The sequence below is a fragment of the Providencia sp. PROV040 genome, from assembly GCF_032706145.1.
Lineage (GTDB): Bacteria > Pseudomonadota > Gammaproteobacteria > Enterobacterales > Enterobacteriaceae > Providencia > Providencia hangzhouensis.
The window spans coordinates 1,050,645-1,073,681 of the sequence record NZ_CP120530.1 but is presented as its reverse complement, the minus strand read 5'-3'; the positions used below and the strand labels follow the sequence as shown (position 1 = coordinate 1,073,681).

The following is a 23,037-nucleotide window of genomic DNA, read 5'->3' as shown; positions in this document are numbered from 1 at the left end:
GAACGGTGAGAGAAGAAAAGCGCATCAAAACCCGCCGGTGACCGGCGGGTTTTCACCGGTTACCAGCCCACCGCAAACCCGGCGCCGATACTGGTATCGCCGCCGTTATTCCATGACGCATTCAGGCGCACATTGGTATTGGCCGTCGGCTTATACTGCACCCCGGTGGCTATCGCCTGTGCATCACGGTAATGCCCCATCGCCATCCCGAACGAAAAACGCTCACTGTTCACATACGGAATGGAAGATATTGCGGTCACCCCGGCAATCCCCGCATTGGCCCGTTTCTCCACCTGACTGATTTTATTGTCCAGCTGACTGAAACGCTGGTCGGTATACTGCCGGGCATTGTCCAGCACCGTGTGGGTCACCTGCCCGAACGTCTCATCGGTATAGCGGTTTGCGGCCGCCAGGGTCTGTTCCTCCCCCTCAATACGGGCCTGCTGCTCTTCCGTAATCCGCTTGTTTATCTTCGCCTCACTGTACTGAATGCTCACATCGGTGTAGTCCATGGCCTGTTTCAGCGTCTGCTTATCGCCGGCAATACGCGCATCCCGCTCCTCATCCAGTTGCCCTTTGTTGACCGCATCCGTTTTTGCAATGCCGGCCGCCACATGCGTCAGAAAACGTTCCTGACCTTCACGGCCGACGGACACGCTGTTATCCCGGTCAGCCAGGCTGCCGTCCCCCAGTGCCACACTGTTTTTCGCCAGCGCCCGGGCATCCACACTCAGTGCCACGGATTTTTCGCCCAGCGCCAGACTCTTATCCCCGACCGCAACAGCCTGTTTACCCTGACTCAGCGTACTCTGCGCCTCATTCAGGGCTTTATCCGCCGCCTGATATTCCGCCTGTTTCTGCGCCAGTTCGGCTTTCACCTTCTCCAGATCCCGGATGTTTTCCAGCTCGGATTGCGTCGGACGCAAATCAGACAACTTTGTATCCAGCGCGGAGAGATCCTTTTCCAGCCGGGAGAGTTGCGTTTCTGCCTGCTTCAGTGCCTGATCGGTGACGGCTTTTTCCGCCGATAACTGCTGTTTCAGCTGTGTGGCCTGTGACGACATGGCCTGTGTGTGACTGAGCGCATTGTCCTGAAGGTACTGATCCACTTTTTGTTTCAGCGCCTCCGGGTTGGTATTCAGCCCGACGGTGTTATCCCGTGGACGGCTTTCCAGTACCAGCAGTTGCTGTAACTCTTTGGCATAATCCGGGCTGTCCGGCGATAAACTGTTGACCTTATCCAGCTGGATCAGGTAGTTCAGCTGATTCTCATAGCGGGTGAAAATACCGCTGACCATCTGATTAAAGGTGCCTTCATCGATGTTATCCAGATACAGCTCTGACAGGATCTGCTTCCCGGCCTCTGTCACCCCGGTGAGCCCCTGCTCAATTTGCTGCCGGGCATTTTTCTGATAAGCCTGATACAGATTCTTTTTCCCGTCCGCAGAGGTGATCAGGGCGATTTTGGCCAGCTCTTCCTGATAACCGGCAACGCCCTTCAGGGCCGCGGTATTCAGGTGTAAACGGGATAATTGTTTCTTCTGCTCGCTGTCCGTGACCGCATCCGACCACAGCATCGCTTTATCACTGTGGCCGGCACTCAGTACCGGGGACAGGGCCACACCCTGATAGTTGGTCGTAATCTGAGAACCGGTTTTCTCTTTGATGGTTTCATTAACCAGAGCACTTCTGGTTTTCGCTTCAATATAGGCATTAACATAACTGACATAAAACTGCGTGTCATTACTGACCGACGTATCCTGCTCAACCCGTTTTTTCACTTCCTGAGCCAGACGGTCAGCCTGCCCCTGCTGCCACAACGCCACAAAATTCTCATCCACAATCTGTGAAACCGCCCCCAGATTGCGTTCATAAATCTGTGCCATCCGGTCAGCGACCTGCTGTGCCTGTGTCACCTGCTGCTGTTGCGCGGTACGCTGACCCGCCAGGGTCTCCTGTTGCTGCAACAACGGTTTCATCGCTTCCTGACGCTCCAGAATATTGCTGTTCGCCAGCGATTTACTGTCAAACAGGGCCTGCGTCTGCATGTACTGCTCATGCGCCTGCGCCCTGTTCTGCAACAGGGCATTCTGGGCTTTCATCGCCGCCTGCGCCTGTTCCGCCGTCATATTGTTCCCCAGCGCCATACTGCCCTCACCGACAGCCGTACTGTGCTGCCCCGTGGCCACGGCCGTGTCCCCCAGTGACACGTTTTTGGCCTGTAAAGCGCAGGAATAACTGACAACCAGCGACAAAAGCGTTACTTTAACTCCCGTCGTTTTCATGACGTCATGTTTCCTCTTTTTAACATACCCAATGAAGCGGCCGGGTAAGCCGTGCTGCAACACGGTTTACCCACTCCCTGCTCCACCCGTTTCATCATCCCGGCACCCGGGGCGGTAACCCCCGTTTCCGGTCAAGTTCATCTGCCACCCTGAACGCCGCTTCCAGCTCACTGCATCCGTATTGCTCCATCAGCACCCGCCGTTGCTGCTTCTCCTCTTTTTCCGTCATCCCCAGCGCCAGATATAAGCTCGGCTGTACCACCCGGAACAGCGCCTCCACTTTCCGCGCCAGCACCACCCCTTCCGTGTAACAGCCGGAGAGTTTGGCTGCGGACAGCAGCACCTGTTTCTGCTCCTCACTGAGCGTCTTAAAGCGGGCGATTGCCTCCACCTCTTTCTGCGGCATCGTCAGACACACCCACCACTCCGCCATATTGAGCATTTTCTCGGCACAGTCCGGATAGTCATCGAGGTTCTGGGTCGCCAGCCACAGCCAGGCCCCCAGTTTCCGCCACATTTTCACCACTTTGGTCACATAGGGGGATAACAGCGGGTTGACCGTCACGATATGCGCCTCATCCACCACAAAATTAATGTCCCGGGCCCGGTACTGATCCCGCTCGGCAATATTGTTGATGGAGTTGATAAGACTCACCATCGTCAGCGCCATCTGGGCCTCATACCCTTCCCGCGCCAGGTGCCCCAAATCAATCAGGGTCACATCCGCCTCCGGCCACAGCTCCCCCGGCAGATTAAACAGCTCATGCTCAAAACTGCCCGGTTCGGTAAACATCCCCAGGGATTCCGCCATTTCGGCCGCTTTCGCCCGGCGCTGCGGATTTAATGCCCGCCCTTCCTCTTCACCTTCCCCCCGGGAGAGGGCATACAGCGCCTCCTGCAAATCCGCCGGCAGCATCTGCCGGTCGGCGGCATAAGACGCCCGGGCCCCCGCCATCAGCGCCCGGCGGATCATCGCCCGGTCAGCCCGCTTCAGCTCCGCTTCTTCCCGCACATCCCCGCCGGTGATCATCATGCGGGCGGAGATTTCCATTTCCCCCAGAATGTCACGCTGCCCGTCATCATCCTCAGATTCACTGTCCGTCTCTGGCAGTTCATCCGCATTCAGTGCCAGACGCTGTTCATCCATCATCAGCAGCTGATGCGCATCCGCAAACAGCGGCAGACGCACCCCGCTGCCGGGCTTGACACTGACCTTATTGACACTCAGCCCCAGACTGGCGTAATAGTCCGCCAGTAAACCAAAGGAGTTACCGGCCTCCGCAATAAACAGACGCGGACGGCGGACCGCCATCAGCTGCGATAACTGTGCGCATAAGGTGGCGGATTTACCGGCCCCGGTGGGACCGAATAACAGCAGATGCGCATTCTGGGTACGATCCTGTTTATTCTGCGGATCAAAGGTCAGCACCCCGCCGCCCCGGTTAAAGAAACTCCAGCCGGGATGCCCGGTGCCGCTGGTGCGCCCGGTCACCGGCAGTAATCCGGCCAGGTGCTGTACCCAGGTCAGCCGGGTATACCAGTGTTTTTTATCCGTCTGCGGGTCAAAACACATCGGCAGGGCACGCAGATACCCGTTCAGCGGCGCCACATCATATTCCGGCTTCACCGGCTCCAGACCGGCATTCAGCAGCGTGGCCGTCAGATCCACGCGCTTTTTGTTCAGTTCCTCCACCGAGCCGGCACGCAGCAGCAATGACAGGGAGGCCCGGTAAAGCTTATGGCGGTGCCCCAGTAAACCTCTGGCGGTTTCCACGTCCCGGCGGGTACGTTGCGAGTCGGTGTTTTCCCCCACCGAGTTTTTCCCCAGCCGGGTAAATTCCTGCTCCAGCGTATCCTGAGGCTGTGTGACGATGGTCATCGACAGCATCGTCCCTTCCGGAAACAGGTCCATCAGCGCATTGATATTTTTGTCACCGCGCTTCTGCTCCCCGGTCAGGTGCCCCGGCCCCGGGGCTTTACGCAGTTTTTCGATATTCACCACACCGTGCGCCAGGTTATCAAACCACCACACGCCGTTTTCCACATCCGACCGGGGCGGGGTAAACCACAGCGTTTCCGCAAAATCCTTCAGCACCGGCAGGGTGCCCGGGGCTTCCTCCGCCGCCGGCCAGTACGCCCCTTCCCGGTACAGCGTCTCCCGGTCCACCCAGTCAGGGGCCGGATTGAAATGACGCAGCAGCCACTGATGCACCTGCCTCCCGTCCTGGCGGACACACTGCACGCCGGCACTGCCCAGACTGCTGACCAGCCGGTCACACATCTGATTGAGCATCGCCACCGGCGGCATCGGATCGGTATAGCTGTTCCCCAGCCGGCGGTAAACCACCATCCGGGTCCGGCGCTGCTGTCCGCGCCAGGGTTGTCCGGTCACCTCCGTGTCCTTAAACAGCCCTTCCGGACGGGCAATCCCCCGTAAATGACGCGCCATTTCGGTCAGCCAGGCTTCGGTAAACGCGGTGCCCCGGGCCGCCGGCAGGATATAGTCCCGCAATGTGGCCAGTGTGACGCTCACGTCGTCCTCATCCTGACAAAAAAACTGCACCACCCACGGGTTATCATCATGCTCATCCAGACTGTCCTGAAGCGCATCCTCCACCGCATCCCGGATTTCGAGCAGACGGCCGGCAGAGCGCCCTTCCGTCGGCGCCGGCTCAACGGCATACACCGCCCCGACCGACACCCCGTCATCAAGCAGCAGGCATTGCTCCTCATCCAGAAATTCCACCCAGGGCAGGTAATCAATAAAGGACGGATTCGCATGGTAAATCTTCTGCTCATCCGCCCGGGTCATTTTTCCCGGCCGGGAAAGCGGCTGACGGCCTAAACCGGCATTCTCTGCCGGTGTACTGCGGTGTACGGTTTTGTCAGCCTTGTTTTCATCCGTTTTTTCAGCAGAAACCGCCTGCGCTTTCCGGCGTGAGCGGAATAATGAAAATCCCATCACAAGCCCTCCACACGCTCACCCGGCAGGGCATACTGCACTTGATGGTAAAACGGAAACACCGTACTGTATCCCGGCACCGGCAGATTGCCGGCCGAGAGATGCGGGAACACATACATCACCATGTCCGGGTTCGGCAGACGCGGAAACTGCTGATGGATCTCACTGCTTTGTGTCCGGGTATACGCGGTGTCCGCCTGCTGAAGGCGCGCGGCTTCATCATTCGTCAGGGCGCGTCGCAGGGCGCTGCGGGCGGTCTCCGTCACCGTCCGGCTGTCCGCCGCACCGTTCGGATCAGCCTGTCTGCCGGACCAGATGGCCATCATGTCGCTGTTTCCCGCCGGCAGCAGCTCCTCTTTGGAGGTGGCACAGCCGGCCAGCAACAACACCAGTGCGCACAGCACTCTGCTTTTCATCACACATTTCATCATTCTCATGATATGACGCCTCCCGCGCCCTTCAGGATCGCCCCCCGGCAGGTCAGCCGGGCAAACTCACCGTGACAGCTCAGTTCAGATAGTGAAAAAGGCACACATTGCCAGCCGGCTTTATCCGGCGCCTCCCCTTTAAAAACGGTGTACAGCAGGCGATCCCAGTCACTGTCCTGCGGCCACGCCTCATCCCGCGGGGCAAACCGGTAAACGGTAATGTCGTTGTCACTCAGCCCCACCCGGTGACGGCCCACAGACAGAACCGCCCCGGGCGTCTCACCGGCGGTACTCTGCCACGCCAGCTGTATCGTCGCCGGTGACATGCCGGCAATCAGCTGCTGTTGCTCCTCATCAAACACCTGATGACCGGCCACCGTCAGGCAAAAATGACTTCCAGTACAACCGGCCTGTCCGGCACTGAACACAAACACCAGCGGAAACGTCACCGGCGTCACAGCCAGCACCCCCGGCTTCGCAAAATACGTCACTCCAGACCTCCTTCCTCACCCTCTGTCAGTGAAAAACCGTAATTCACCCGGCGTCCCTGCGATTCATAATCCACCGGGATCTGACGGCTGATATGCACCGCGACTTTCTGCCCCGGCGGCACATACACCGCATCAAAGGTCTGCCCGTAGCGGGATTTCACCCAGTCCGCCACATCCTTAAACCCGCCGCCGATGGCACTGCCCAGCGCCGCTTTCCCCGCATCCCCAGAGAGCGAGGAGGTGATACCGTACCCGTTGTTCTGCGCGGTATACTGACTCTGCGACATCGCATCCCCGGCCGAGGCCGCTGCCGTCAGGGCAAACAGGGTCGGCAGATAGGTGCCGGCATTGGTTTTACGTTCACCGCTGATACACGGGATCCCGCTCTCATCTGAAATCCAGCCGAGCGACCCGCCGTTATTACGGGCATTCTGTCCGCTGTTGGCCTGACTGCCGCCGTCCGTCCGGTCAGCCGGCTTCGGCACCGTGCGGATCGTGCCGTCCGTAAAAACAAAGGTGATCGAGGTGATATCCCCGCGCACACAGGACAATGTCCAGTCACCGGTGGCCGAGCCGCTGATCACCGCCCCTTCCACATCCGGTAACTCAATGCCGTTCGCCGTGAGGTTGTCTTTTCCCACCACCACCTTGAACGGATACGGATCGGTCACTTTACCGTCAATGGGCACCCGCCCCAGCAACGCCGTCATCGCCTGGCTGCCCACCAGGGTGGCATTCTCCGGTATCGTGTACGCCGGTTCGGTATGGGCCTCACCGTCCACTGTACCGGAGAGCGTGCGCTGATTTTTGGCCACCCGGTCCAGTTCCGCTTTCTGACGGGTAATGGCGTTATCCTCCAGAAAAGAGGTCGGAAACGCCGGTTTAGCCGGTTGTCCGTTCACCATCCGCCCCGGTTCAGCCGGTTGTGCATCCTGCGGCTCAGCCCACAGCAACCCGTCTTTCACCGTCAGTCCGCTGCCCCCGGTATCCAGCCCCAGTCCCAGCGGAATATCGCCTTGTCCGCTGCCCTGAGCCGGCTGACCACCTGATGCTGTCAGCGTTTCCCCCAGGCTATCCAGACGCCGCATCAGTGTCTGCTGCTCCTGTTGCAGGGCACGCTGCTGACTCTCCGCTTCCTGACGGACGGAAGCCACCGCAGACTGGATCTGCCCCGACACATTCTGCTGCCGGTTACGCAGCTGCGCATTCTCTTCCAGCAATTTCTCATTCTGGGCGATCAATTCCGCCTGACGGTCACGTACCGTTTTCATAGTGCCAATCAGCGTCCTCAGTGTATCGGCCGGGGTATCCCCCTCAATCCCGAGTGACTTCAGCTCCCCTGGGTCAAGGTCATTGATTGACTGAGACAGGTTGTCCTGTCCGCTGCCGGTGACCGGCGTGTCGGGCTGGCAGCTTTTGATACCAATCAGCACCGCCAACGCCAGTGCGGACGGCACCAGAATTTTGACCAGCGTATTGGATTTCACTTTCATCGGGCTTTCCCTCCCGTCCTCCGGACAGGCGGCTCCGCAGGAAACGCCTTATCCGGTTTGCCTTTCATCACCAGATACACTGTGGTGGTATCCTCCGGTGTGCCCTTCGCGTCCAGCCACTGATGCTGGAACGTGGCGCTGACAAACTGCCCCTGCAACTGACGGGGATCCAGCACGACTTTCTGAGCGGACTGATTGGTCAGTTTCACCGCCACCACCCGGTACTCCGCCGCCTGCCAGCCGGCCAGCGGCCGCGCGATCAGTGGTTCAGACGGGTAGAGTGCTGTCAGTGTTTTTGGTAAGGTCAGTGGCAAAGGTTGTACGCCGGACACCGGCTCCACTGTTCTTAACGGTGCATACAGACTCTGGGCGGCATAACGGGTCAGTAAGACCGGTAACGGCGCCGGATAACGGGTTTTCGCTTTGCGGTCCACGCTTTCCGGTACGGCATCGGCTGCTGCCGCCCGCGCAGCCTGCCCGCTGCGTCTGACGCTCTGACTGTCACGCTGCGTACTGACTTCACCGCTGTACACCACCCGCACCGGCTCCAGCTTCCCTTTACCGGCAGTGGCCGTCACATCCAGCAACAGGATTTCCCCGCTTTCCACATCCTGTAACTGAAGGCGGGTCTGCGGGAAGGCGCTTTCCGCCCGCAGGTACACCGCCCCTCCGGTACTCTGGATCCGCAGTTTCTCATTCAGAGACGGTGGAAAACCGACACGCACATTTTTTTCCACAAACACAATGCGCTCTTCCCCCACATGCAGAGAAACCGGTAACGGAATACGCTCCCAGCGGACCAGCTCTACCGCCTGCACCGGCAGCGGCAGAGCGGCCACAGAAAACACCGCCGAAATCCCCAGAGCACAGGCCGTCAGATGACGTTTTATGCTCATTGACTGACCTCCTTATTCTGCTCCGCCGCTTCCAGACGCTGAGGCAGCCCGTCATAGCAGTCCAGGGCCAGACCAAACGGATTACTTTCCGGATCGCCCTCCCAGCGCACCACTTTCACCGGATAACGTACCGTCGCTCGCTTGACCGGCTCCGCGCTAAAATATTCATCCGCTACCAAATCCAGGCGCACGATCCAGTTATCCCGGTCAATCACCCGGACTTTATCCTCACTGAACCCGCGTCCCGGGATCTCATACACCACCCGGGAACGCCCTTTCAGCTCCCCGAGCGTAGTACGGTAAGCGGCCTCTTTCTCAAAATACGCCCGGCAGGACGGCGTCAGATAGGCACTGAGCTGTGCAATCTTTCGCGGATAATCCACCTCGCCGTCTTTCGGCCAGGCATTCAGTTGCTGAAAAATATAAAAGCTGAAAGCGTACACCGTCGGCAGCGGCACTTCCCACCATGCCCGGGTACTGCCGGAGCGCAAATCCGGCGGATTATGGATCGTCAGTTTAGCCGGCGCCCGCATCCAGCCGGCAAAGGCCACAAACAGGCAGAGCACCAGCACCCCGCAGATCATCCGCAGTGTCAGAATGTGCTGGTCCCGGTTTTGCAGGGCATGACGAAATTTACTCATGGCGGCCTCCGGCGATATACCGGCACAGTGACAGCGCCTGCGTCCGGCGTAAAAACCAGCCCTGAGATACGGTGATGAGGGATTTTTCAGTCAGCCGTCCGGTCAGCGGCAATGTGCGGGCAAACCCGGTTTGCAGTTTCCAGGACAATCGGCGGTAGAGATAATTTTCCGGTTTTCCGCGTTTGATACGGGTCAGAAAAGTGCCGCCAAAAAACACCACCAACAGCGGCATTATCAACGCGCCGGTCGGCAGGATCACCCACCCGGCCAGCGGTAACAGCGGGATACTGATAACGCTCCCGCCCACACAACCGACACCGGCGGCGGCAAACATTTCATGGGTGGTAAATCCGCGAAAGACGGTGGGCTCTGCATTTAAGCGATCCGGCATAAAATCGATGGTCTGCATCGTTGCCTCCGCTTAAAAAATAATAGTGGCGGATTTTCCGGCCAGCCAGACGACCGCCACAATCAGGACGACACCGACTACAATAATTGTACCGAATTTACCCCAGCCAGCCTTTTGGTCGCGCACTTCATTGAACGTGGTGACCGCGGCAATGGCCACCACGATAAAAGCCGTCGCAGCCACAACCAGCCCGCCAATCACAATGCCGTCATTAAGATAGCCTTTAATGGTGTCCATCAGTCCGCCGCCGCCACCGGAAGAAGGGGGTTCCACCGAAGGCAGTGCGGCATACGCCGGCATCAGACTGAATAAAGTGAATAACGTCACCACTGACGCACCAATACGACGGACACCACGTCCCCAAAATGATTTCATATCCATAAAATGACCTTTCATTCTGTAAAATAAATTAAACAGCACACTCAACTGGCAAACATCCAGATGCAGACCACCAGTAATATCACTGCCCGGACAGCAAACTGCCCCACCCTTGCAGTACGAACATTTTCATTTGCCCAGCCCCGGTAAACATCAACCAGTCCCCAGGCTGCCCATAAAAACAGCACCGCCAGTAATGCCCCGATACACAACAGATTCAGAACAGCCGGAGACATCCCCGAGCCGGCAGCAGCCTCAAATGCCGCCTGCTGTGACGGATTCATCGCTGCTCCCGGCGGTAATCCCCGCGCAGCGGCTCCGCCACATTAACCGGCATCGTGGGCTGGGCCCGGGAAGGCTCCAGATAGCGGACAATCCCCTGCCGGATAATCTCCACCTCTCTGGAGGCGCGGGAATAATCAAAATAAAAACGGGCGTGATTGTCCTGATTTGCCTGAATACGGGCGCGCTCCAGGCTGGCCTGGATGTGATCGAGCTGCTTTAACGTCAGCGCCAGTTCATCTTTTTCAGCGGCCTGAGCAGGCAATACCCCAAATGCACTGACAACCAACGCAAACAGGGAAATAAGCGGAGAAAATAATCGCATAACGACTCCTTAAAGACGGTTAACGTGGAGTCAGGGTAAAAAAGGCGGACAGAAAAAACAGCAAACAATTAGTTTTCCAAATTTTTTAATTTTATATTGCTTGCTTTTTGCGAAAATAGCTGAAATGAATAAATAAAAGTGAGCCTATGAGTCAGACCATCACCCGAAAAACTGGGCATTTTGCCTGGTGTGCACTGGTTGCCCTGCATCTGGCCCGCAGGGAGGGGCTGGTGCAGTCCGACATGCAGAAAAACCTGTTTTTAATACGCTGGCTGGCAACCGCCAAAAAGCAACGCCGTTTTGACCGTGACGTTACGCCGGATATTGACTGGCTGCTTCAACAGGGACGTACACTGGGGAGCCGGGCCAAACTGCCACAAAAACTGGATTATCTGTACCGCTCCTGTACAGGCGCATTACACGAGCAGAGCGATCTGTTCCGGCTCACTTATGCGCTTGAATCGGCCAAGGAGGCAGGCTTTGCCTATCAGTTATTGAGTGATAAATCGTGGCACAGACGACATGCGGTGAGCCCGGATACGCTCAGCAACACCATCTGTTTATCCAAAAATGCACTGGAGCAGGCTTTTGATACTGACGGTCATCAGACCGCACACCTACCTGTAAAAATCGGAGGTGATATCGCCGCACTAGCTGAACTGCTGACACAATGTGGCTGGCAACTCATCACGACAGACAACCCGCCACTTTATTTACTGCTCACACTCATCAATCCATCAATCAGCGCAGGATAACCCCATCACACCACTGACGCGCGGCCTAGCCGCTTGTCTGCTGACAGAGACACACAAAAACAAGTGTTGTGTGTCTCTGCCCAGCGCCTATAAATATTTTTTAAATGACGCGGTAGCCACTGCCACCGCAAGCCCGAACAACAGAGCCGCCGGTAACAACACCAGATTAGGGTAAATGGCAGACGGCCAGGACAGATAAATCATGCACGGAACAAAAAAGGCCGGCTTAACAAAACGCTTGGCGTGGTGATACACAAAACTGGATTCATACCCGGCACCATAACGCCGCAAATCACGCCGGTTAAAGCCTTCCACCATGCCCACCAACAGCACCATAACAAACAGGGGCATCGACAGCACCAGAATAGTCACCCGGATAAAAAAGGTCAGCGTCACATAAACCGTCGCCAGCAGATAGTCTCTCAGCTCGGACACAAACCAAATCCGCCAGTCATCCAGTTCACGGGCAACTGCATTCCCGCTGACAGGATACACGTTCTGCCAGCTCTCCATCAGCCCGGACTCCACAAACAGCCACCGGTATGCCTGTTCAACGGTATGAGCCAGCCACTGCGCCGGACTGGACATCAGCAGACTACGGGTAAACCCTTCTGACAGATACCCGCTCTCGGTTAACATCACCTGCCGGCTGTGCTCCGCCCCTTCGTCCGCCCAGAAAAACGCAATCCCGACCCACTCAATCAACAGACTGCATACCCAGGAGGCCAGTAATACCCCGATGATGGCCCACGGCCAGTGCCACAACAATTTAGCCGGCAAACCGGGGTCTTTTGCCGGGTGACGCGGGGTTTCCTGACGTACCTCAGCAGTTGCCATCGTTGCCCCCTTCGGTATCCGGTGCCATCTCAGCCACATTCATACCGCCGCTGTCATGCCGCGCATCCGAAAATGATGACGCAGTCCACCAAGTTTCGCCGGTACGGTAATTTTTCTCCATATACTGTGCGATTTTTTGTAAATCCGGTGGCATCAGGGCATCAGCCTCTGCCGCCGGCAGGGGCATCCTGATTTTCCATAACTTCCCGCCTTCCAGCAGCGCAAACGCCTGTCCTTTCGGTAACTGAATAATATCTGCCGGTAACAGCAGCGGTTTAGCCACCATACTGACCCTGTCCTGGGTATTGGAGGTAAAATCACTCCCCTGCCTCGGATTGGAAATATCGGTGATCCCGGATACCAGGGTTTTGGTGTAAATATCCACTTCCGGTAACTGTTCCGTCAGTAATTTCGCGGTCATCAGTTCACGGACACGCAACATCACCAGCGTATTAAAGTTACCGGTGACCTGCGCCGATTTCGCCGCATTCCCCAGCCGGGCTTCAATATCAGACCAGGTCTGTGTGTAGGCCGTCACTTCAATCCCCGCGCCGCCGCTCTTGTTCAGTAACGGAATAAATTCATCCCCCATCAGTTCATTAAATTCATCGCAATGCAGGCTGATCGGTAATTTTCCGGCGTGCTCATCCTCCGGCAGTCCATCCTGAGTCCCGAATTTATAAATATGCCCGGCTACCGAGACCAAATCCGCAAACATGGAATTCCCCACCGCTGCCGCCACTTCCGCATCCGATAACGCATCCAGCCCGACATATACAATCCCTTTTTTCCGAATCACCTGCTGCCAGTCAAAAATCGGACGGGGATCCTGCATATTGGTGTAATCCGGCGACAACAGGGCGGCAGTTTTTCCGGTAGTCAGTTTTTCCAGTAACGGCAGCAGAGAAGCCACTATTTTATCAAAATAGGTCCGGTCATAACGGATCGCACTGCGCAGCCCGTCCAAAATCGGATCATAGATTTTTTTCCCTTTCTCACTACTTAACGCCAGCTCCGTTGCCCAGATAGCCACAGCTTTCGGATCACTTTGCAGATGACGGGGCACATCCTCGACCGTCAGCGCGTTCTGCGCATTCTCGATTTGGGCAAACAAATCAGGTAGTTGTGCTTTAATCACCTGCATCGAATATGTCTGATAGAGTTCCCCGATATTGGTGACATAACGTAAAATTTTGGCATAATCCGGACGCTCCCCCAGAGCAACCAGTGCCCGGGCAATGATATTAACAAACCGCCAGGCAAACTCCCGGAACGCCGCGCTGTTCCCTTCCCCGGATAACTGGCCGGCAACCCGCCCCGCGACTTCCGATACTCGGCCAAAACGCCCGATGGCGTTATAACGGGCACTGATATCAGGCCAGCCCAAGTGAAAAACATAAAACTCCTCACTGCGCCCCGCACGATGCGCTTCCGCCCACATCCGGCGCAATAAATCCGCATCCCCTTTCGGATCAAAAACAATCGTGATATTCCCCCGGCGGATATCCTGAGTGATCAGCACTTCCGCCAGACGGGTTTTGCCGACACGGGTGGTCCCCAGTACCAGCATATGACCAACCCGTTCACGCAAATCCATGGTCACATTCACCTCATCCGGCTCCACACCGTGTAACACCGGATTCCCCCCCACCGGCGTCAGCGGGCGGACCGGATTCAGCCAACTGTCTTTTTGCAAAAGCCGGCAAACCGCCGGAAAACGGGATTCAAAACGGAGTTCAAACTGCCGGGCCAGCCGGTAATGTGCCGGCGGCTGAACATACCGCTCCACTTCCGGACGCTGGGTTTCCAGCAGGCGTTGCGTGTGTTTTTGCTGCCACTGAAACCCTTTTCCCAGAAACAGACGCTGCCGGCTGACCGGCACCTGTGCCGACGTCACCTGATAGCGGGGCAGACGCCGGAGATTCCGGCGGTAACGTAATACCCGGAATCCCTGATGTGCCCGCAATGCGGAAAAACCGGCAAACGCACCGGCGGTGACATAACTCACGGACGGAGACAATGCCACTGCCCAGGGCGCTACCGCACACACAAACGCCGCCCCGCCGGACACCAGAGCACTGTTCAATTCCACGGCCGGTCGCAGCCAGGCCTCTATCACATAACGATCACTCATTCTCTCAAACTCTTTTTTGGTGTTACCCCGGAAAACAGTGTTTAAAAATTCACCGGTGTTTCCAGTGGAAACAGTGTTCAAAAATCATCCAGCGTTTCCACTGGAAACACTGTTTGAAAATTCACCGACACGTCCGGAAAACAATGTGCTCACTGCACTCAACCCCAGGGAGGATCTGACGGATTTTCTTTTTCCGGTACACGCGATTCTTTCCCGTGACAGTGACGATGACGGCGGGCAGGACGGTTTTTTTTCCCCAGGAGTCTCATCACAACAAAGAACACGCACCACATCAGCACGGCCAACCAGAATGCCGGGGAGTCAACCCCATCTGAAGGCCATATCGGCGGTAACATTACTTCACCTGCTGGGTCAACCCGGTTTCCGTGATCAGAACTGGGTAATGTGATAACTGAAGACGGTGAGCTAAATCGGTGCCAGAAGCTGGGGAGAGCAGTCCTCCCTGAGCCAGCGCCTGAAGCGCCTGTAACCCGGTTTCCGATTTCACATTCACCACCATCCCGGCCGCATTCATTGCATTCAGCTGGGCTGCGTGCTGTGTGAGCCATGCCCGGGATAACGGATCATCCCCCACCAGATACAGTGCCCCAATCCCCGGTAAATGCAGGACGCGGTCATCCACCTCCCCCGGCGTCATTTCCGGTGTCTCAACCGGCAACACCATTGACGGGGCCATCACGGACGGCAGAGGGCGGGACGCCGGCTTTGCTGTCCATTCATTCGGGGCATTATTTATCGCGTCATAAAAAGGTGCTGCCGGTTGCCCGCCATAATCCGCCACCACCGTTAATGCCGCCTGACTGCCGCCGGCTGCGCAAAACAGCAGCATCCCCAAGACGGGCAGGGGATAAAAGGCTCGCGTTGTCTTTTCTTCAGGATTATTTCGCATCGGTTTTGTTCTCCGGTTCTATCCACACAAACGATACAGCCCGATCTGTACTGACTGCCGGTAAATGAGCGGGAACGGGTTGTGTACCGCCCGTCAGTGTCGCCAGCTGACGCCGGACACTATTTTTATAGCGTACTGCGGGCTGACCGCCCGCCGGATGGTGATAACAGCCGGCGGCACGGATCCAACTACCCGGTGACGCCTCATAACAGCGGCGCAGGATGCGGGCGGCCACATGCAAATTGGTATAAGGATCAAAGGCCTCCCAGGCGGAACGGAAGTGATGCCCGTTCCAGCCCCAGTTCACCTGTGCAATCCCCACATCAATACGTCTGGGGGATGTCGTCTGTAAAAACGACTGTAAAGCCTGCCAGGCGGCCTGCCGTGTCGGATAACGGTATCCTTTACCAGCCACATTCAGCGTCCACGGCCAGGGATGGATTTCACCGGCCTGCGGGTGATGTGCCGGTAATGTCCAGGATGACTCCGTCAGTGCCAGGGAATACAGGGCTTCTGCTGGTACATTCTCCTGCCGGGCCACCTCACGGTAGCCCGGCGGCACCTCCCGAGCCGGTAACGGCACGGAAAACAGCAGCAGGACAAGAGTGAGCAGGGAATTTTTACGCATCACGCCTCCGGATTAAGGTGTGAGCGGACGCCACCGCCCATCCGGTAACTGTTGCATCACCACCGGTGTGGTGGTCAGTCCGTACTGAAGCGAGAGACCGCCATCATGATTTAACGTAATTTCCCGCTTTCTGACGCGCTCTGCCGGGATATTTTTTTGTCTGGCCCAAGCCCTCAGGCGGTTATCATCCCCCTTTGTCCCCAGCACATAAATATCAAACGGCTGTTTGCCGGCCAGCAGAGTAGCCAGACGGGCATCACACGCGCTACAATTTTCCGCCTGCACAAACAGTGCCTGCCGGCGCTGCGCTGTTCCCTGTTCCATCCTGCCGAATGTTCCCAGACTGACCGGTAATACCTGACCATAGAGCCGCTTCCAGGCAGCATCTACTTCCCGCTGAAACGCCAGCTCTTTTTCTGCCCTGGCAAATTCCTGCTGTACCCACTTTTCAGCCAGCCGGCGGCGCTCTTCGTCTGACCGGGCCTCAATACCCAATGTCGTCAGGGGATCCAGTCCGGGAGACTGAATACCGCGCCGCCCTTTCATCAGCGCCTCAAAACGGGCATACTCCTCCGCACTCAGTCCCCATTCCTGCGCCTCATACTGCAATGACTGTGTCTGACTCTCAGCCGATTTCCCCGCCTCAATCTGAACCGGTCGGGTTGCCCCGGAAACAGACTGTGCAGCTGTCAGCGGTGCGGACATCAGACACCCACCCAGTAAAACCACGCATCTTATGTTTTTCATCACGGCATTCCTTTTATGGCAGGCGCAACGTCACTGTGCGCCCCTGATAACGTAATGTCACACGATCAGTCTGAATGTCGGTCATTTCCCAGCCCTGATAACGTCCGCCTACCGGCAGTAACTGTACCTGCCCCAGCTGACGAATATCCGCAGGAGCCAGTGCGGCAAGAAGACGACCGCCCCGCTGTTCAATCGCGGTTAACTGAAACGGCACGGTCCGGGATGGACGGACAGAAGCCCCGAGACGGGAAGTTTCCGGCGTGGCGGGTTTTGCCCTGACAACCGGGGGATTGACCGTTTTTTGTTCCGGCTGACGCTGTTCCTGCAACTGATGTAACGCCAGTGCCCACTGTGCCTGGCGGGTTTCCAGTTGTGCCAGCCGTTTTTCCAGCCCGTCAGACAGTACGGCGATCTGTTCATCCGGTTTGCCGGCCACCGCCAGCTGTGCTGTCACCGTTCTGAGGGTGTCGCGCTGTGATGCCACATCCTGTTTTAGCGTCGTCAGCCCCTGACGGAGCACGTCCAGTTGCGCATTCATCATCGGTCATCCGTGACAGAGTCAGCCATCTTCATCTCAATCGCCTGTAATCGTTGTCCGAGTTGTGACAGAGCCTCTGAGTGTGAACTGATAACATTACTGTGGATAAACAGCGGGATACCGGCCACCAGAGCACAGGCGACCACGCCCGTCACAATCACCCCCCGGTAAATTTTTTTATGTAATGGGGTTACGGACAATTCTTCAGAATGAGTCATTTCAGCCACCCTCCGCGATGAACCTTATTCACATCGGTATGACCAGTGGAAGTGTTAAGCACCGGTGGCACCGGTAATGGCGTACTGCCCGCAGAAAGTGGGGTGACCACAGAGACGGATGAAGCGCCGCTCATTCCTGCATCCGGCGCAGATGGCGTGTATTCCGGACGAAGTCGGTAACACACTTCCCGTTGCACATCATCCACCCACAACTGCCAGGCCGGACCGACAAGGATCTGTAACGCCACATTCAGGCGGATCGATCCCATCTGATAATGAACAGCGGGTAACGGCAAACGATAAAGGTGGTTCGCCTGTCCATCGGACGTGCACAGACGATATCCGGAATCACGCAGGGCATAATGTAGCGCATCCCCGACTGTCGGGGAGACGGAAGCAGGAATACGCAGATGAACAATTTGTTCCAGCGGGTAACGCTGTGCCTGTGAAGGCGAAATATCAACCAGCCGGTAACGGTCATAACGCACCACTTCCGGGGCTGACGGATAAATATCTGGGAGCAGCGGCTGAGCATAACCGACGTTGAGCGGAATCGCGATGTCTGCCGCCGCTTCCGTAGGCTGGGCTGGCTTGTCTGCACAGCCCCCCAACAACAGTGAGGTCAGGGCAAGACATATCGGGAGAGTTTTCATACGCATTTTCTGTCCTGAGTTAACAAAATAAAGTCACAGGCACACTGTGCGCAGAAAAGCAAGCGCTCTCAATAGGAAATTAGTTTTCCGAAAAAAAAGAAAACGGCGGGTGTAAAATACCGCCTCTAAAAGAGGTGGTTTTAAATTGGGCCCCCTATAAGGGGGCTATATTCTTTATTAATCCCCCAACAATTCCATTTGTTGGTCGAGCTCTTGATCAACTTTATCCTGATGCCTTACATAACGCCTAATGATGACTTCATTAACCCCCACCGTATCAGCAAAATATCCCCTAGCCCAAAAATGATTACCCCAAAGTTTCTTACGTATATGTGGAAATCGATTATATAACCTTATCGTACTACGTCCTTTCAGGACTCCCATTAGTGTTGATATTGATAGTTTAGGTGGGATCATTACAACTAAATAAGCATGGTCTGGCTGAACATTTAGCACCAATACTTCACAGTCTTTCATAATGCAGAGAATATAAATTATTCTATAAAGCTCTTTTCCTACTTTATCTTTCAATATATTATAACGATATTTAGGAGTCCAAACTAGATGATATTTGCAACGTCAATACACATGTGATGAACTTCTGTATAAACCCATGTTATTTCCTCTTTACTTGTGGTGAGTAAGAGGTAGTTTTTTAACATGGGTTTCCTTCAGGCTATAGCCTCACAGGGTCAATCATCACCTGCTTAGGTGGTGGTTTAAGGCTGACAATAAAAACCCGCTTTTTGGCGCAGGCGGATTTTACTATACCCTAAAAGTTAATACTTCCCTGAACCCCGATCTCTCTCGGATTACCTAGCTGTGCTTTATTACCAAATGCATACGTTCGATATAAAGCATCACCAATATTTTTCGCATAGATACTAAGTTCATATTGCTTTGTAGGGTGCCATGATATTGATGCATCAACAACAGTATAATGCCCTTGTTCTAAATTATTTTGCTCATTAAAGTAAAATGGTCCATTAAATCTGACTGCAATCCGAGAAGACCACTTTTGCTCCTTGCCATATAAGCCCTCCCATGAAATTAATGAACTATAACTAGGAGTATAAGCAGGTCTTTTATTTTTATGTTCTCCACTGGTAAACTCTGATTGATTGAACATGCCACCCAGTGAAATACTATGATTAGGGGTAAGCTTTGATTTCCAAAGATATTCTATCCCTCGACTTCTTGAATCTCCCATATTAGATAATGCCTGATAACCAATAACACCTACATATCCTTGAACATCTTTACTATCTATTTGATATAAAGTAATTTCGGCCATATGGTTATCATTAACACTGTGCCATTTCCAACCTAATTCCATTTCCGTGGCAATTTCCGATTTATAAGAAGTCAGAGCTAGTTTATCAACCCCATCTTTGTTAAAACCACCAGGTTTAAAACCGCGGCCAACTCCAAACCATATACGATTCTGCTCATTTGGAAGCCAGGCGATACTTGCTCGTGGAATAAAGGCATTAAAAACTGCATTATTATTATAATTAGACTCACCTTTTCCTTTTTCTAAAATAATCATTCGAGTTTTTGCTTTTTCGTGAGAAAAACGAGCCCCTGCACCTAACTCCCAATTGTCATTTATCCTGTATGCACCATCAAAATATCCAGAGTAATTATAAATATCATTATCAGATTTTTTTCCTCCCATTCCGACTTTCCCTACAGATAAATTATCATGTATATAACCCATCTTTTGAAATGATACCCCTATAATTCCACTTAGATCCCCCCCCTCATAATTAGCTCTTGCTTCTGAATACAAAATATCCTGAGAATCATCTTGTAACGTTCCGTCCATAAACAATCTATCTATATCCATATTTTGATAAGAAAGTATCGTTTTAAACTTCCATTCATCATTAAAATCATAACCTGTATTCCAGGAAATATTTTTTAATTTACGTTTAAGATTAGGTGTTTCATATAACCATTCAGTATCAATTTTTGAACGTGAAAGAGGTGAAAAAGGAACAAAATATTCCTCATGAGAATGGTAATTTTCTCCACCTACTTTTAAATTAGACTCAAATAATGTATCAGGGGAAATATAATTAGCAGACAACCATCCAGCTTTTATATCTCTGCTATCAACATTTTTTTTATCCCATGCTGGATTGTTCAAAGAACCATTATTTCTATCGAGACTAACATTCCCCTGAAAAGCCCAGCCGTTTTCCATGTAGCCAGTGCTTCCTCCTGTATTGATTCTTTCCCCTTGACCAAAATATTGCCCCCCTAACCATGCTTCAGCGTGACTACTGGGTTTTTTGGTAATAACACTGATAATCCCTCCCAATGTGCCACGCCCATAAATAACTCCTTGTGGGCCTTTAAGTAGCTCAACTTGCTCAACCCCTTGAAGAGATTGAGCATACGATTGAGAAAGCTGGGGAGCACCATCAACAAACAGTCCCAAACTTGGAGAAAAGAAATCGGCCGAAGATTGGCCCCGAAGAGTCATATTGTTATAAATACGCGAACTTCGGTTTGCAGATAACAACTCAGGAAAAACTGCGCTCAAATCATCAGTTTGATTAACTAAAGATTTTTTTAACTGTTCATCAGTTTGAACATTCACATTACCAATTACATCAAAACTACTTTGAATGCGCTTAGTTGCAGTAACAGTTATTGTATTATCATGCTGTTCTGTGGCAGCTACAGAGCTTACTGTTACCATTGTAGCCACTACAAAAGATATAGATTTAAATAAAGTTCCTTTATTTTCCATATAAACCCCAAAATGTGCAATGGCACTTTACGCCGAAATGTTAATGCGAATTAATATCATTTGCATTGTTATTATTATTTGAGGTTGATCACATTTTGAGCATGAAAATTATATATACTTATGAAAGTGTGCTGAGTAACAGAAAACATGAATATTAAGGTGGGTTAATAGAGTGCAAACCAATGACAAAAAACAAAAGGATCATTGCTGCTATAAATCAATCTGTTATGAGTTATCAGCCAACAGAAGGATCATTATGGCTATAGGTGGGGTTTATATCACCCAAACCCTTATATCAATGATTATCATGCAATCTGTACCAACCTTACTAAGAAGTGAAGGATTTTCTCTCTCTTTAATTGGATTGACTTCACTTTTTATGCTTCCTTGGACACTTAAATTTTTATGGTCTCCATTTATTGAACGCCTGAGATTACCTTTTGGAAAAAAATTTCGCCGTTCACGTAACTTGATTCTTATTGGTCAATCATTGGTTGCTCTTTTAGTTTTTTTACTTATTCTAATAAACCCTAACGATAATATAAGCAAACTGAATAATCTTTGGATTTTTGGAATATTTATCCTATGTGCATTCTTAACATCGACTATTGACATTGCATGTGATGGCATGGCGGTAGAACAGATTAAGGCAAGTAATAGAGGGTGGGGAAATATTGCCCAAGTTGGCGGAGGAGAAATAGGAGCATTATTAGGCACTAGTGGTTTTTTATTAATTTCCAGTTATTTTAGCTTAAATACTGCATTTGCTATATCAGCTCTAACCATCATATTACTTACAATTCCAACACTCTACTTTAAAGAATCAGATAGACTAACCACATCTGAAACTTACCATATACCCAAATTATCATATGCATTTAATCGAAAAGAGGTAAGAATTGGTATTTTATTAGTAGTTTTATTAGAAGGAGGTAACAGAATCACAGATATGATTACCGGACCTCTATTAATAGATATAAATATTACATTAAATAATATTGCACTATTAATAGGAAGCTTCAATTTTTGTGCAAGCCTATTTGGAACACTTTTAGGTGGTATATTAATAAAAGTATTTGGCATATGGAAATCAATTTTCATTACCTATGGTTTACAAGGTTTAATTTTTACTTTCATATCCATGGCTATAGGAATAAAATATATCCCACATGAAATACTTTTTTTACTTATAGGGTTCAAATATATTCTTTTTTCTGCAGGACTAGTTTCTTTTTACACTGGTTTAATGAGCTTATCTTCATTGAAACAAGCTGGTATTGATTTCACTATTTTCCAATGTACAAATGCTTTTACAGCAATCATTGCTACTCTATTAGGCACTTGGACAGCGGAGAACTGGTCTTATCATTTTGTTTTTGCAATATCATCTATTTATACTTTTATCGCAGTACTAATTTCCATTAAATTAATAAAAAAACGCCTTAAACTAAATATTTCATCAAACAATTTTGAGCAATATGTATAATTAGTAGGAAATTGAATAAGGTAATTACAGAATGGATAACTATGAAGATTATTATACTCAGTCTGCTGAAATGTATGATATTTTAAGCGAACCTCATTGGGAAACTCGTAAAGATACATTTATAAAATCCTTGAAGTTTATGGGAGTAAAAACAGGCAACTGGTTAAATATAGGTTCCGGCACTGGCCAAGAATTAAGTATAATTGCGCAAATGTTTCCAGACATACATATTTTTGCAATTGAACCGTCTGCATCTATGCGTATTGGCCTAATGACAAGAATTATGATGTTACCTGAAATACAACACCAAGTAACTGTGATTGCTGATACATTTCAAAATACCATTCTACCAAAATCATTTTCTGCCGCTATTATATGTGGCTGTATAGGATATTTTAATCAGAATGATAGAAAAATATTATGGAATAAGCTTGCAAATGGGCTAGAAAAAAAAGGTGCTATTTTGGTAGATACAATGCCGTTTAATACGCCTTGTAACATTTCTAAGATACTATTAAATAGTAAAAAAATAGGGAACCATATCTATGAAATTTATTTAAGTGGCAAACCTATAGATCAAGAGGCTATTCGTTGGAATATGAATTTTAAAATCATAGAAGACGATAAAGTCATACGAAATTTTAATATAGAAAGAGATTGGTATACTTTTGGAATTGAACAAGTAATTAAGGAGGCATCAAGAGAAGGATTGGTCCATGAAAACATTAGCTCAAGTACTGTACCAATGGCAATCCTCCGCCATAAATAACTCATAATTAA

23 protein-coding genes and 1 pseudogene are annotated in these 23,037 nt (G+C 52.0%); 3 read left to right on the top strand and 21 right to left on the bottom strand.

Translation table 11 applies throughout. The features are described 5' to 3' along the window. Positions 1-59 precede the first annotated feature (59 nt). The 11 genes from taaP to P3L40_RS04710 form a co-directional block, all read right to left on the bottom strand. Positions 60-2,285, bottom strand: a complete 2,226-nt coding sequence (taaP, locus tag P3L40_RS04760; RefSeq protein ID WP_004239700.1) for a trimeric autotransporter adhesin TaaP — start codon at positions 2,283-2,285, stop codon at positions 60-62. Positions 2,286-2,379: 94 nt separating this feature from the next. Next, positions 2,380-5,247, bottom strand: a complete 2,868-nt coding sequence (locus tag P3L40_RS04755) for a conjugative transfer ATPase (RefSeq protein ID WP_004239701.1) — start codon at positions 5,245-5,247, stop codon at positions 2,380-2,382. Further along, positions 5,247-5,684 (bottom strand): TIGR03751 family conjugal transfer lipoprotein, encoded by a 438-nt coding sequence (locus tag P3L40_RS04750; protein WP_004245744.1) that lies wholly within the window; start codon positions 5,682-5,684, stop codon positions 5,247-5,249. The genes P3L40_RS04755 and P3L40_RS04750 overlap by 1 nt, the downstream gene beginning before the upstream one ends. Further along, positions 5,681-6,166: a hypothetical protein gene (locus P3L40_RS04745; RefSeq protein ID WP_004239705.1), complete on the bottom strand. Its 486-nt coding sequence runs from the start codon at positions 6,164-6,166 to the stop codon at positions 5,681-5,683. Before P3L40_RS04745 ends, P3L40_RS04750 begins: the two co-directional genes overlap by 4 nt. Continuing rightward, positions 6,163-7,659 carry a TIGR03752 family integrating conjugative element protein gene (locus P3L40_RS04740; protein ID WP_004239706.1) on the bottom strand — a complete coding sequence of 499 codons (1,497 nt, stop codon included), beginning with the start codon at positions 7,657-7,659 and terminating at the stop codon, positions 6,163-6,165. Before P3L40_RS04740 ends, P3L40_RS04745 begins: the two co-directional genes overlap by 4 nt. After that, positions 7,656-8,555 carry a TIGR03749 family integrating conjugative element protein gene (locus P3L40_RS04735; protein WP_316928025.1) on the bottom strand — a complete coding sequence of 300 codons (900 nt, stop codon included), beginning with the start codon at positions 8,553-8,555 and terminating at the stop codon, positions 7,656-7,658. The genes P3L40_RS04740 and P3L40_RS04735 overlap by 4 nt, the downstream gene beginning before the upstream one ends. Then, positions 8,552-9,196, bottom strand: coding sequence for a PFL_4703 family integrating conjugative element protein (locus tag P3L40_RS04730; RefSeq protein ID WP_000033152.1), 645 nt, complete (start codon positions 9,194-9,196; stop codon positions 8,552-8,554). The genes P3L40_RS04735 and P3L40_RS04730 overlap by 4 nt, the downstream gene beginning before the upstream one ends. Further along, a complete protein-coding gene (locus tag P3L40_RS04725; RefSeq protein WP_004239708.1) occupies positions 9,189-9,605 on the bottom strand; it encodes a TIGR03750 family conjugal transfer protein in 417 nt (138 codons plus the stop codon). Before P3L40_RS04725 ends, P3L40_RS04730 begins: the two co-directional genes overlap by 8 nt. A 12-nt stretch (positions 9,606-9,617) precedes the next feature. Continuing rightward, on the bottom strand, positions 9,618-9,980 hold the full coding sequence (locus P3L40_RS04720) for a TIGR03745 family integrating conjugative element membrane protein (protein WP_073557142.1): 363 nt from the start codon (positions 9,978-9,980) through the stop codon (positions 9,618-9,620). A gap of 47 nt (positions 9,981-10,027) precedes the next feature. Further along, positions 10,028-10,267 carry a TIGR03758 family integrating conjugative element protein gene (locus tag P3L40_RS04715; protein ID WP_001070025.1) on the bottom strand — a complete coding sequence of 80 codons (240 nt, stop codon included), beginning with the start codon at positions 10,265-10,267 and terminating at the stop codon, positions 10,028-10,030. Continuing rightward, positions 10,264-10,590: an RAQPRD family integrative conjugative element protein gene (locus tag P3L40_RS04710; protein ID WP_004239712.1), complete on the bottom strand. Its 327-nt coding sequence runs from the start codon at positions 10,588-10,590 to the stop codon at positions 10,264-10,266. Before P3L40_RS04710 ends, P3L40_RS04715 begins: the two co-directional genes overlap by 4 nt. A 146-nt stretch (positions 10,591-10,736) precedes the next feature. Between P3L40_RS04710 and P3L40_RS04705 the strand changes: the two genes are divergently transcribed. After that, entirely contained in the window at positions 10,737-11,345 is a 609-nt protein-coding gene (locus P3L40_RS04705) for a DUF2913 family protein (protein WP_004239713.1), read from the top strand. Between the two features lie 87 nt (positions 11,346-11,432). On the opposite strand, the gene P3L40_RS04700 is transcribed toward P3L40_RS04705, so the two are convergent. From P3L40_RS04700 to P3L40_RS04655, 10 genes and pseudogenes are all read right to left on the bottom strand, one after another. Continuing rightward, on the bottom strand, positions 11,433-12,182 hold the full coding sequence (locus P3L40_RS04700; protein WP_000179437.1) for a TIGR03747 family integrating conjugative element membrane protein: 750 nt from the start codon (positions 12,180-12,182) through the stop codon (positions 11,433-11,435). Continuing rightward, positions 12,169-14,316 carry a type IV conjugative transfer system coupling protein TraD gene (gene traD, locus P3L40_RS04695; protein WP_012368437.1) on the bottom strand — a complete coding sequence of 716 codons (2,148 nt, stop codon included), beginning with the start codon at positions 14,314-14,316 and terminating at the stop codon, positions 12,169-12,171. The genes P3L40_RS04700 and traD overlap by 14 nt, the downstream gene beginning before the upstream one ends. A 355-nt stretch (positions 14,317-14,671) precedes the next feature. After that, positions 14,672-15,226, bottom strand: a complete 555-nt coding sequence (locus P3L40_RS04690) for an integrating conjugative element protein (RefSeq protein WP_004245750.1) — start codon at positions 15,224-15,226, stop codon at positions 14,672-14,674. Continuing rightward, positions 15,216-15,854, bottom strand: coding sequence for a transglycosylase SLT domain-containing protein (locus P3L40_RS04685; RefSeq protein ID WP_004239718.1), 639 nt, complete (start codon positions 15,852-15,854; stop codon positions 15,216-15,218). The genes P3L40_RS04690 and P3L40_RS04685 overlap by 11 nt, the downstream gene beginning before the upstream one ends. Positions 15,855-15,866: 12 nt before the next feature. After that, the gene (locus P3L40_RS04680; RefSeq protein WP_000790124.1) at positions 15,867-16,601 is read right to left on the bottom strand and encodes a TIGR03759 family integrating conjugative element protein; all 735 of its coding nucleotides are present in this window, start codon (positions 16,599-16,601) and stop codon (positions 15,867-15,869) included. 13 nt (positions 16,602-16,614) lie between these two features. Continuing rightward, positions 16,615-17,142 (bottom strand): hypothetical protein, encoded by a 528-nt coding sequence (locus P3L40_RS04675; protein WP_316928024.1) that lies wholly within the window; start codon positions 17,140-17,142, stop codon positions 16,615-16,617. Further along, on the bottom strand, positions 17,139-17,357 hold the full coding sequence (locus P3L40_RS04670; protein WP_316928023.1) for a hypothetical protein: 219 nt from the start codon (positions 17,355-17,357) through the stop codon (positions 17,139-17,141). Before P3L40_RS04670 ends, P3L40_RS04675 begins: the two co-directional genes overlap by 4 nt. Then, complete coding sequence (locus P3L40_RS04665) at positions 17,354-18,016, bottom strand: PilL N-terminal domain-containing protein (RefSeq protein ID WP_004239720.1); 663 nt, start codon at positions 18,014-18,016, stop codon at positions 17,354-17,356. Before P3L40_RS04665 ends, P3L40_RS04670 begins: the two co-directional genes overlap by 4 nt. A gap of 171 nt (positions 18,017-18,187) precedes the next feature. Then, positions 18,188-18,625 (bottom strand): annotated as a pseudogene (tnpA, locus tag P3L40_RS04660) (IS200/IS605 family transposase). A gap of 157 nt (positions 18,626-18,782) precedes the next feature. Further along, a complete protein-coding gene (locus P3L40_RS04655) occupies positions 18,783-20,771 on the bottom strand; it encodes a TonB-dependent receptor (protein WP_272693287.1) in 1,989 nt (662 codons plus the stop codon). 172 nt (positions 20,772-20,943) lie between these two features. On the opposite strand from P3L40_RS04655, the gene P3L40_RS04650 reads away from it, so the two are divergent. Both P3L40_RS04650 and P3L40_RS04645 read left to right on the top strand, forming a co-directional pair. Continuing rightward, positions 20,944-22,257 carry an MFS transporter gene (locus P3L40_RS04650; protein ID WP_001351065.1) on the top strand — a complete coding sequence of 438 codons (1,314 nt, stop codon included), beginning with the start codon at positions 20,944-20,946 and terminating at the stop codon, positions 22,255-22,257. Positions 22,258-22,288: 31 nt separating this feature from the next. Beyond that, entirely contained in the window at positions 22,289-23,026 is a 738-nt protein-coding gene (locus tag P3L40_RS04645) for a class I SAM-dependent methyltransferase (protein ID WP_000371013.1), read from the top strand. Positions 23,027-23,037 lie beyond the last annotated feature (11 nt).

Excerpts from the sequence above, each read along its gene's own strand:
- P3L40_RS04705 (WP_004239713.1), top strand. The coding sequence starts at position 10,737 with ATGAGTCAGACCATCACCCGAAAAACTGGGCATTTTGCCTGGTGTGCA.
- P3L40_RS04665 (WP_004239720.1), bottom strand. The coding sequence starts at position 18,016 with ATGCGTATGAAAACTCTCCCGATATGTCTTGCCCTGACCTCACTGTTG.
- P3L40_RS04725 (WP_004239708.1), bottom strand. The coding sequence starts at position 9,605 with ATGCAGACCATCGATTTTATGCCGGATCGCTTAAATGCAGAGCCCACC.
- P3L40_RS04670 (WP_316928023.1), bottom strand. The coding sequence starts at position 17,357 with ATGACTCATTCTGAAGAATTGTCCGTAACCCCATTACATAAAAAAATT.
- P3L40_RS04735 (WP_316928025.1), bottom strand. The coding sequence starts at position 8,555 with ATGAGCATAAAACGTCATCTGACGGCCTGTGCTCTGGGGATTTCGGCG.
- traD (WP_012368437.1), bottom strand. The coding sequence starts at position 14,316 with ATGAGTGATCGTTATGTGATAGAGGCCTGGCTGCGACCGGCCGTGGAA.
- P3L40_RS04730 (WP_000033152.1), bottom strand. The coding sequence starts at position 9,196 with ATGAGTAAATTTCGTCATGCCCTGCAAAACCGGGACCAGCACATTCTG.
- taaP (WP_004239700.1), bottom strand. The coding sequence starts at position 2,285 with ATGAAAACGACGGGAGTTAAAGTAACGCTTTTGTCGCTGGTTGTCAGT.
- P3L40_RS04720 (WP_073557142.1), bottom strand. The coding sequence starts at position 9,980 with ATGAAATCATTTTGGGGACGTGGTGTCCGTCGTATTGGTGCGTCAGTG.
- P3L40_RS04715 (WP_001070025.1), bottom strand. The coding sequence starts at position 10,267 with ATGAATCCGTCACAGCAGGCGGCATTTGAGGCTGCTGCCGGCTCGGGG.
- P3L40_RS04685 (WP_004239718.1), bottom strand. The coding sequence starts at position 15,854 with ATGCGTAAAAATTCCCTGCTCACTCTTGTCCTGCTGCTGTTTTCCGTG.
- P3L40_RS04675 (WP_316928024.1), bottom strand. The coding sequence starts at position 17,142 with ATGATGAATGCGCAACTGGACGTGCTCCGTCAGGGGCTGACGACGCTA.
- P3L40_RS04755 (WP_004239701.1), bottom strand. The coding sequence starts at position 5,247 with ATGGGATTTTCATTATTCCGCTCACGCCGGAAAGCGCAGGCGGTTTCT.
- P3L40_RS04655 (WP_272693287.1), bottom strand. The coding sequence starts at position 20,771 with ATGGAAAATAAAGGAACTTTATTTAAATCTATATCTTTTGTAGTGGCT.
- P3L40_RS04750 (WP_004245744.1), bottom strand. The coding sequence starts at position 5,684 with ATGAGAATGATGAAATGTGTGATGAAAAGCAGAGTGCTGTGCGCACTG.
- P3L40_RS04710 (WP_004239712.1), bottom strand. The coding sequence starts at position 10,590 with ATGCGATTATTTTCTCCGCTTATTTCCCTGTTTGCGTTGGTTGTCAGT.
- P3L40_RS04680 (WP_000790124.1), bottom strand. The coding sequence starts at position 16,601 with ATGAAAAACATAAGATGCGTGGTTTTACTGGGTGGGTGTCTGATGTCC.
- P3L40_RS04690 (WP_004245750.1), bottom strand. The coding sequence starts at position 15,226 with ATGCGAAATAATCCTGAAGAAAAGACAACGCGAGCCTTTTATCCCCTG.
- P3L40_RS04700 (WP_000179437.1), bottom strand. The coding sequence starts at position 12,182 with ATGGCAACTGCTGAGGTACGTCAGGAAACCCCGCGTCACCCGGCAAAA.
- P3L40_RS04740 (WP_004239706.1), bottom strand. The coding sequence starts at position 7,659 with ATGAAAGTGAAATCCAATACGCTGGTCAAAATTCTGGTGCCGTCCGCA.
- P3L40_RS04645 (WP_000371013.1), top strand. The coding sequence starts at position 22,289 with ATGGATAACTATGAAGATTATTATACTCAGTCTGCTGAAATGTATGAT.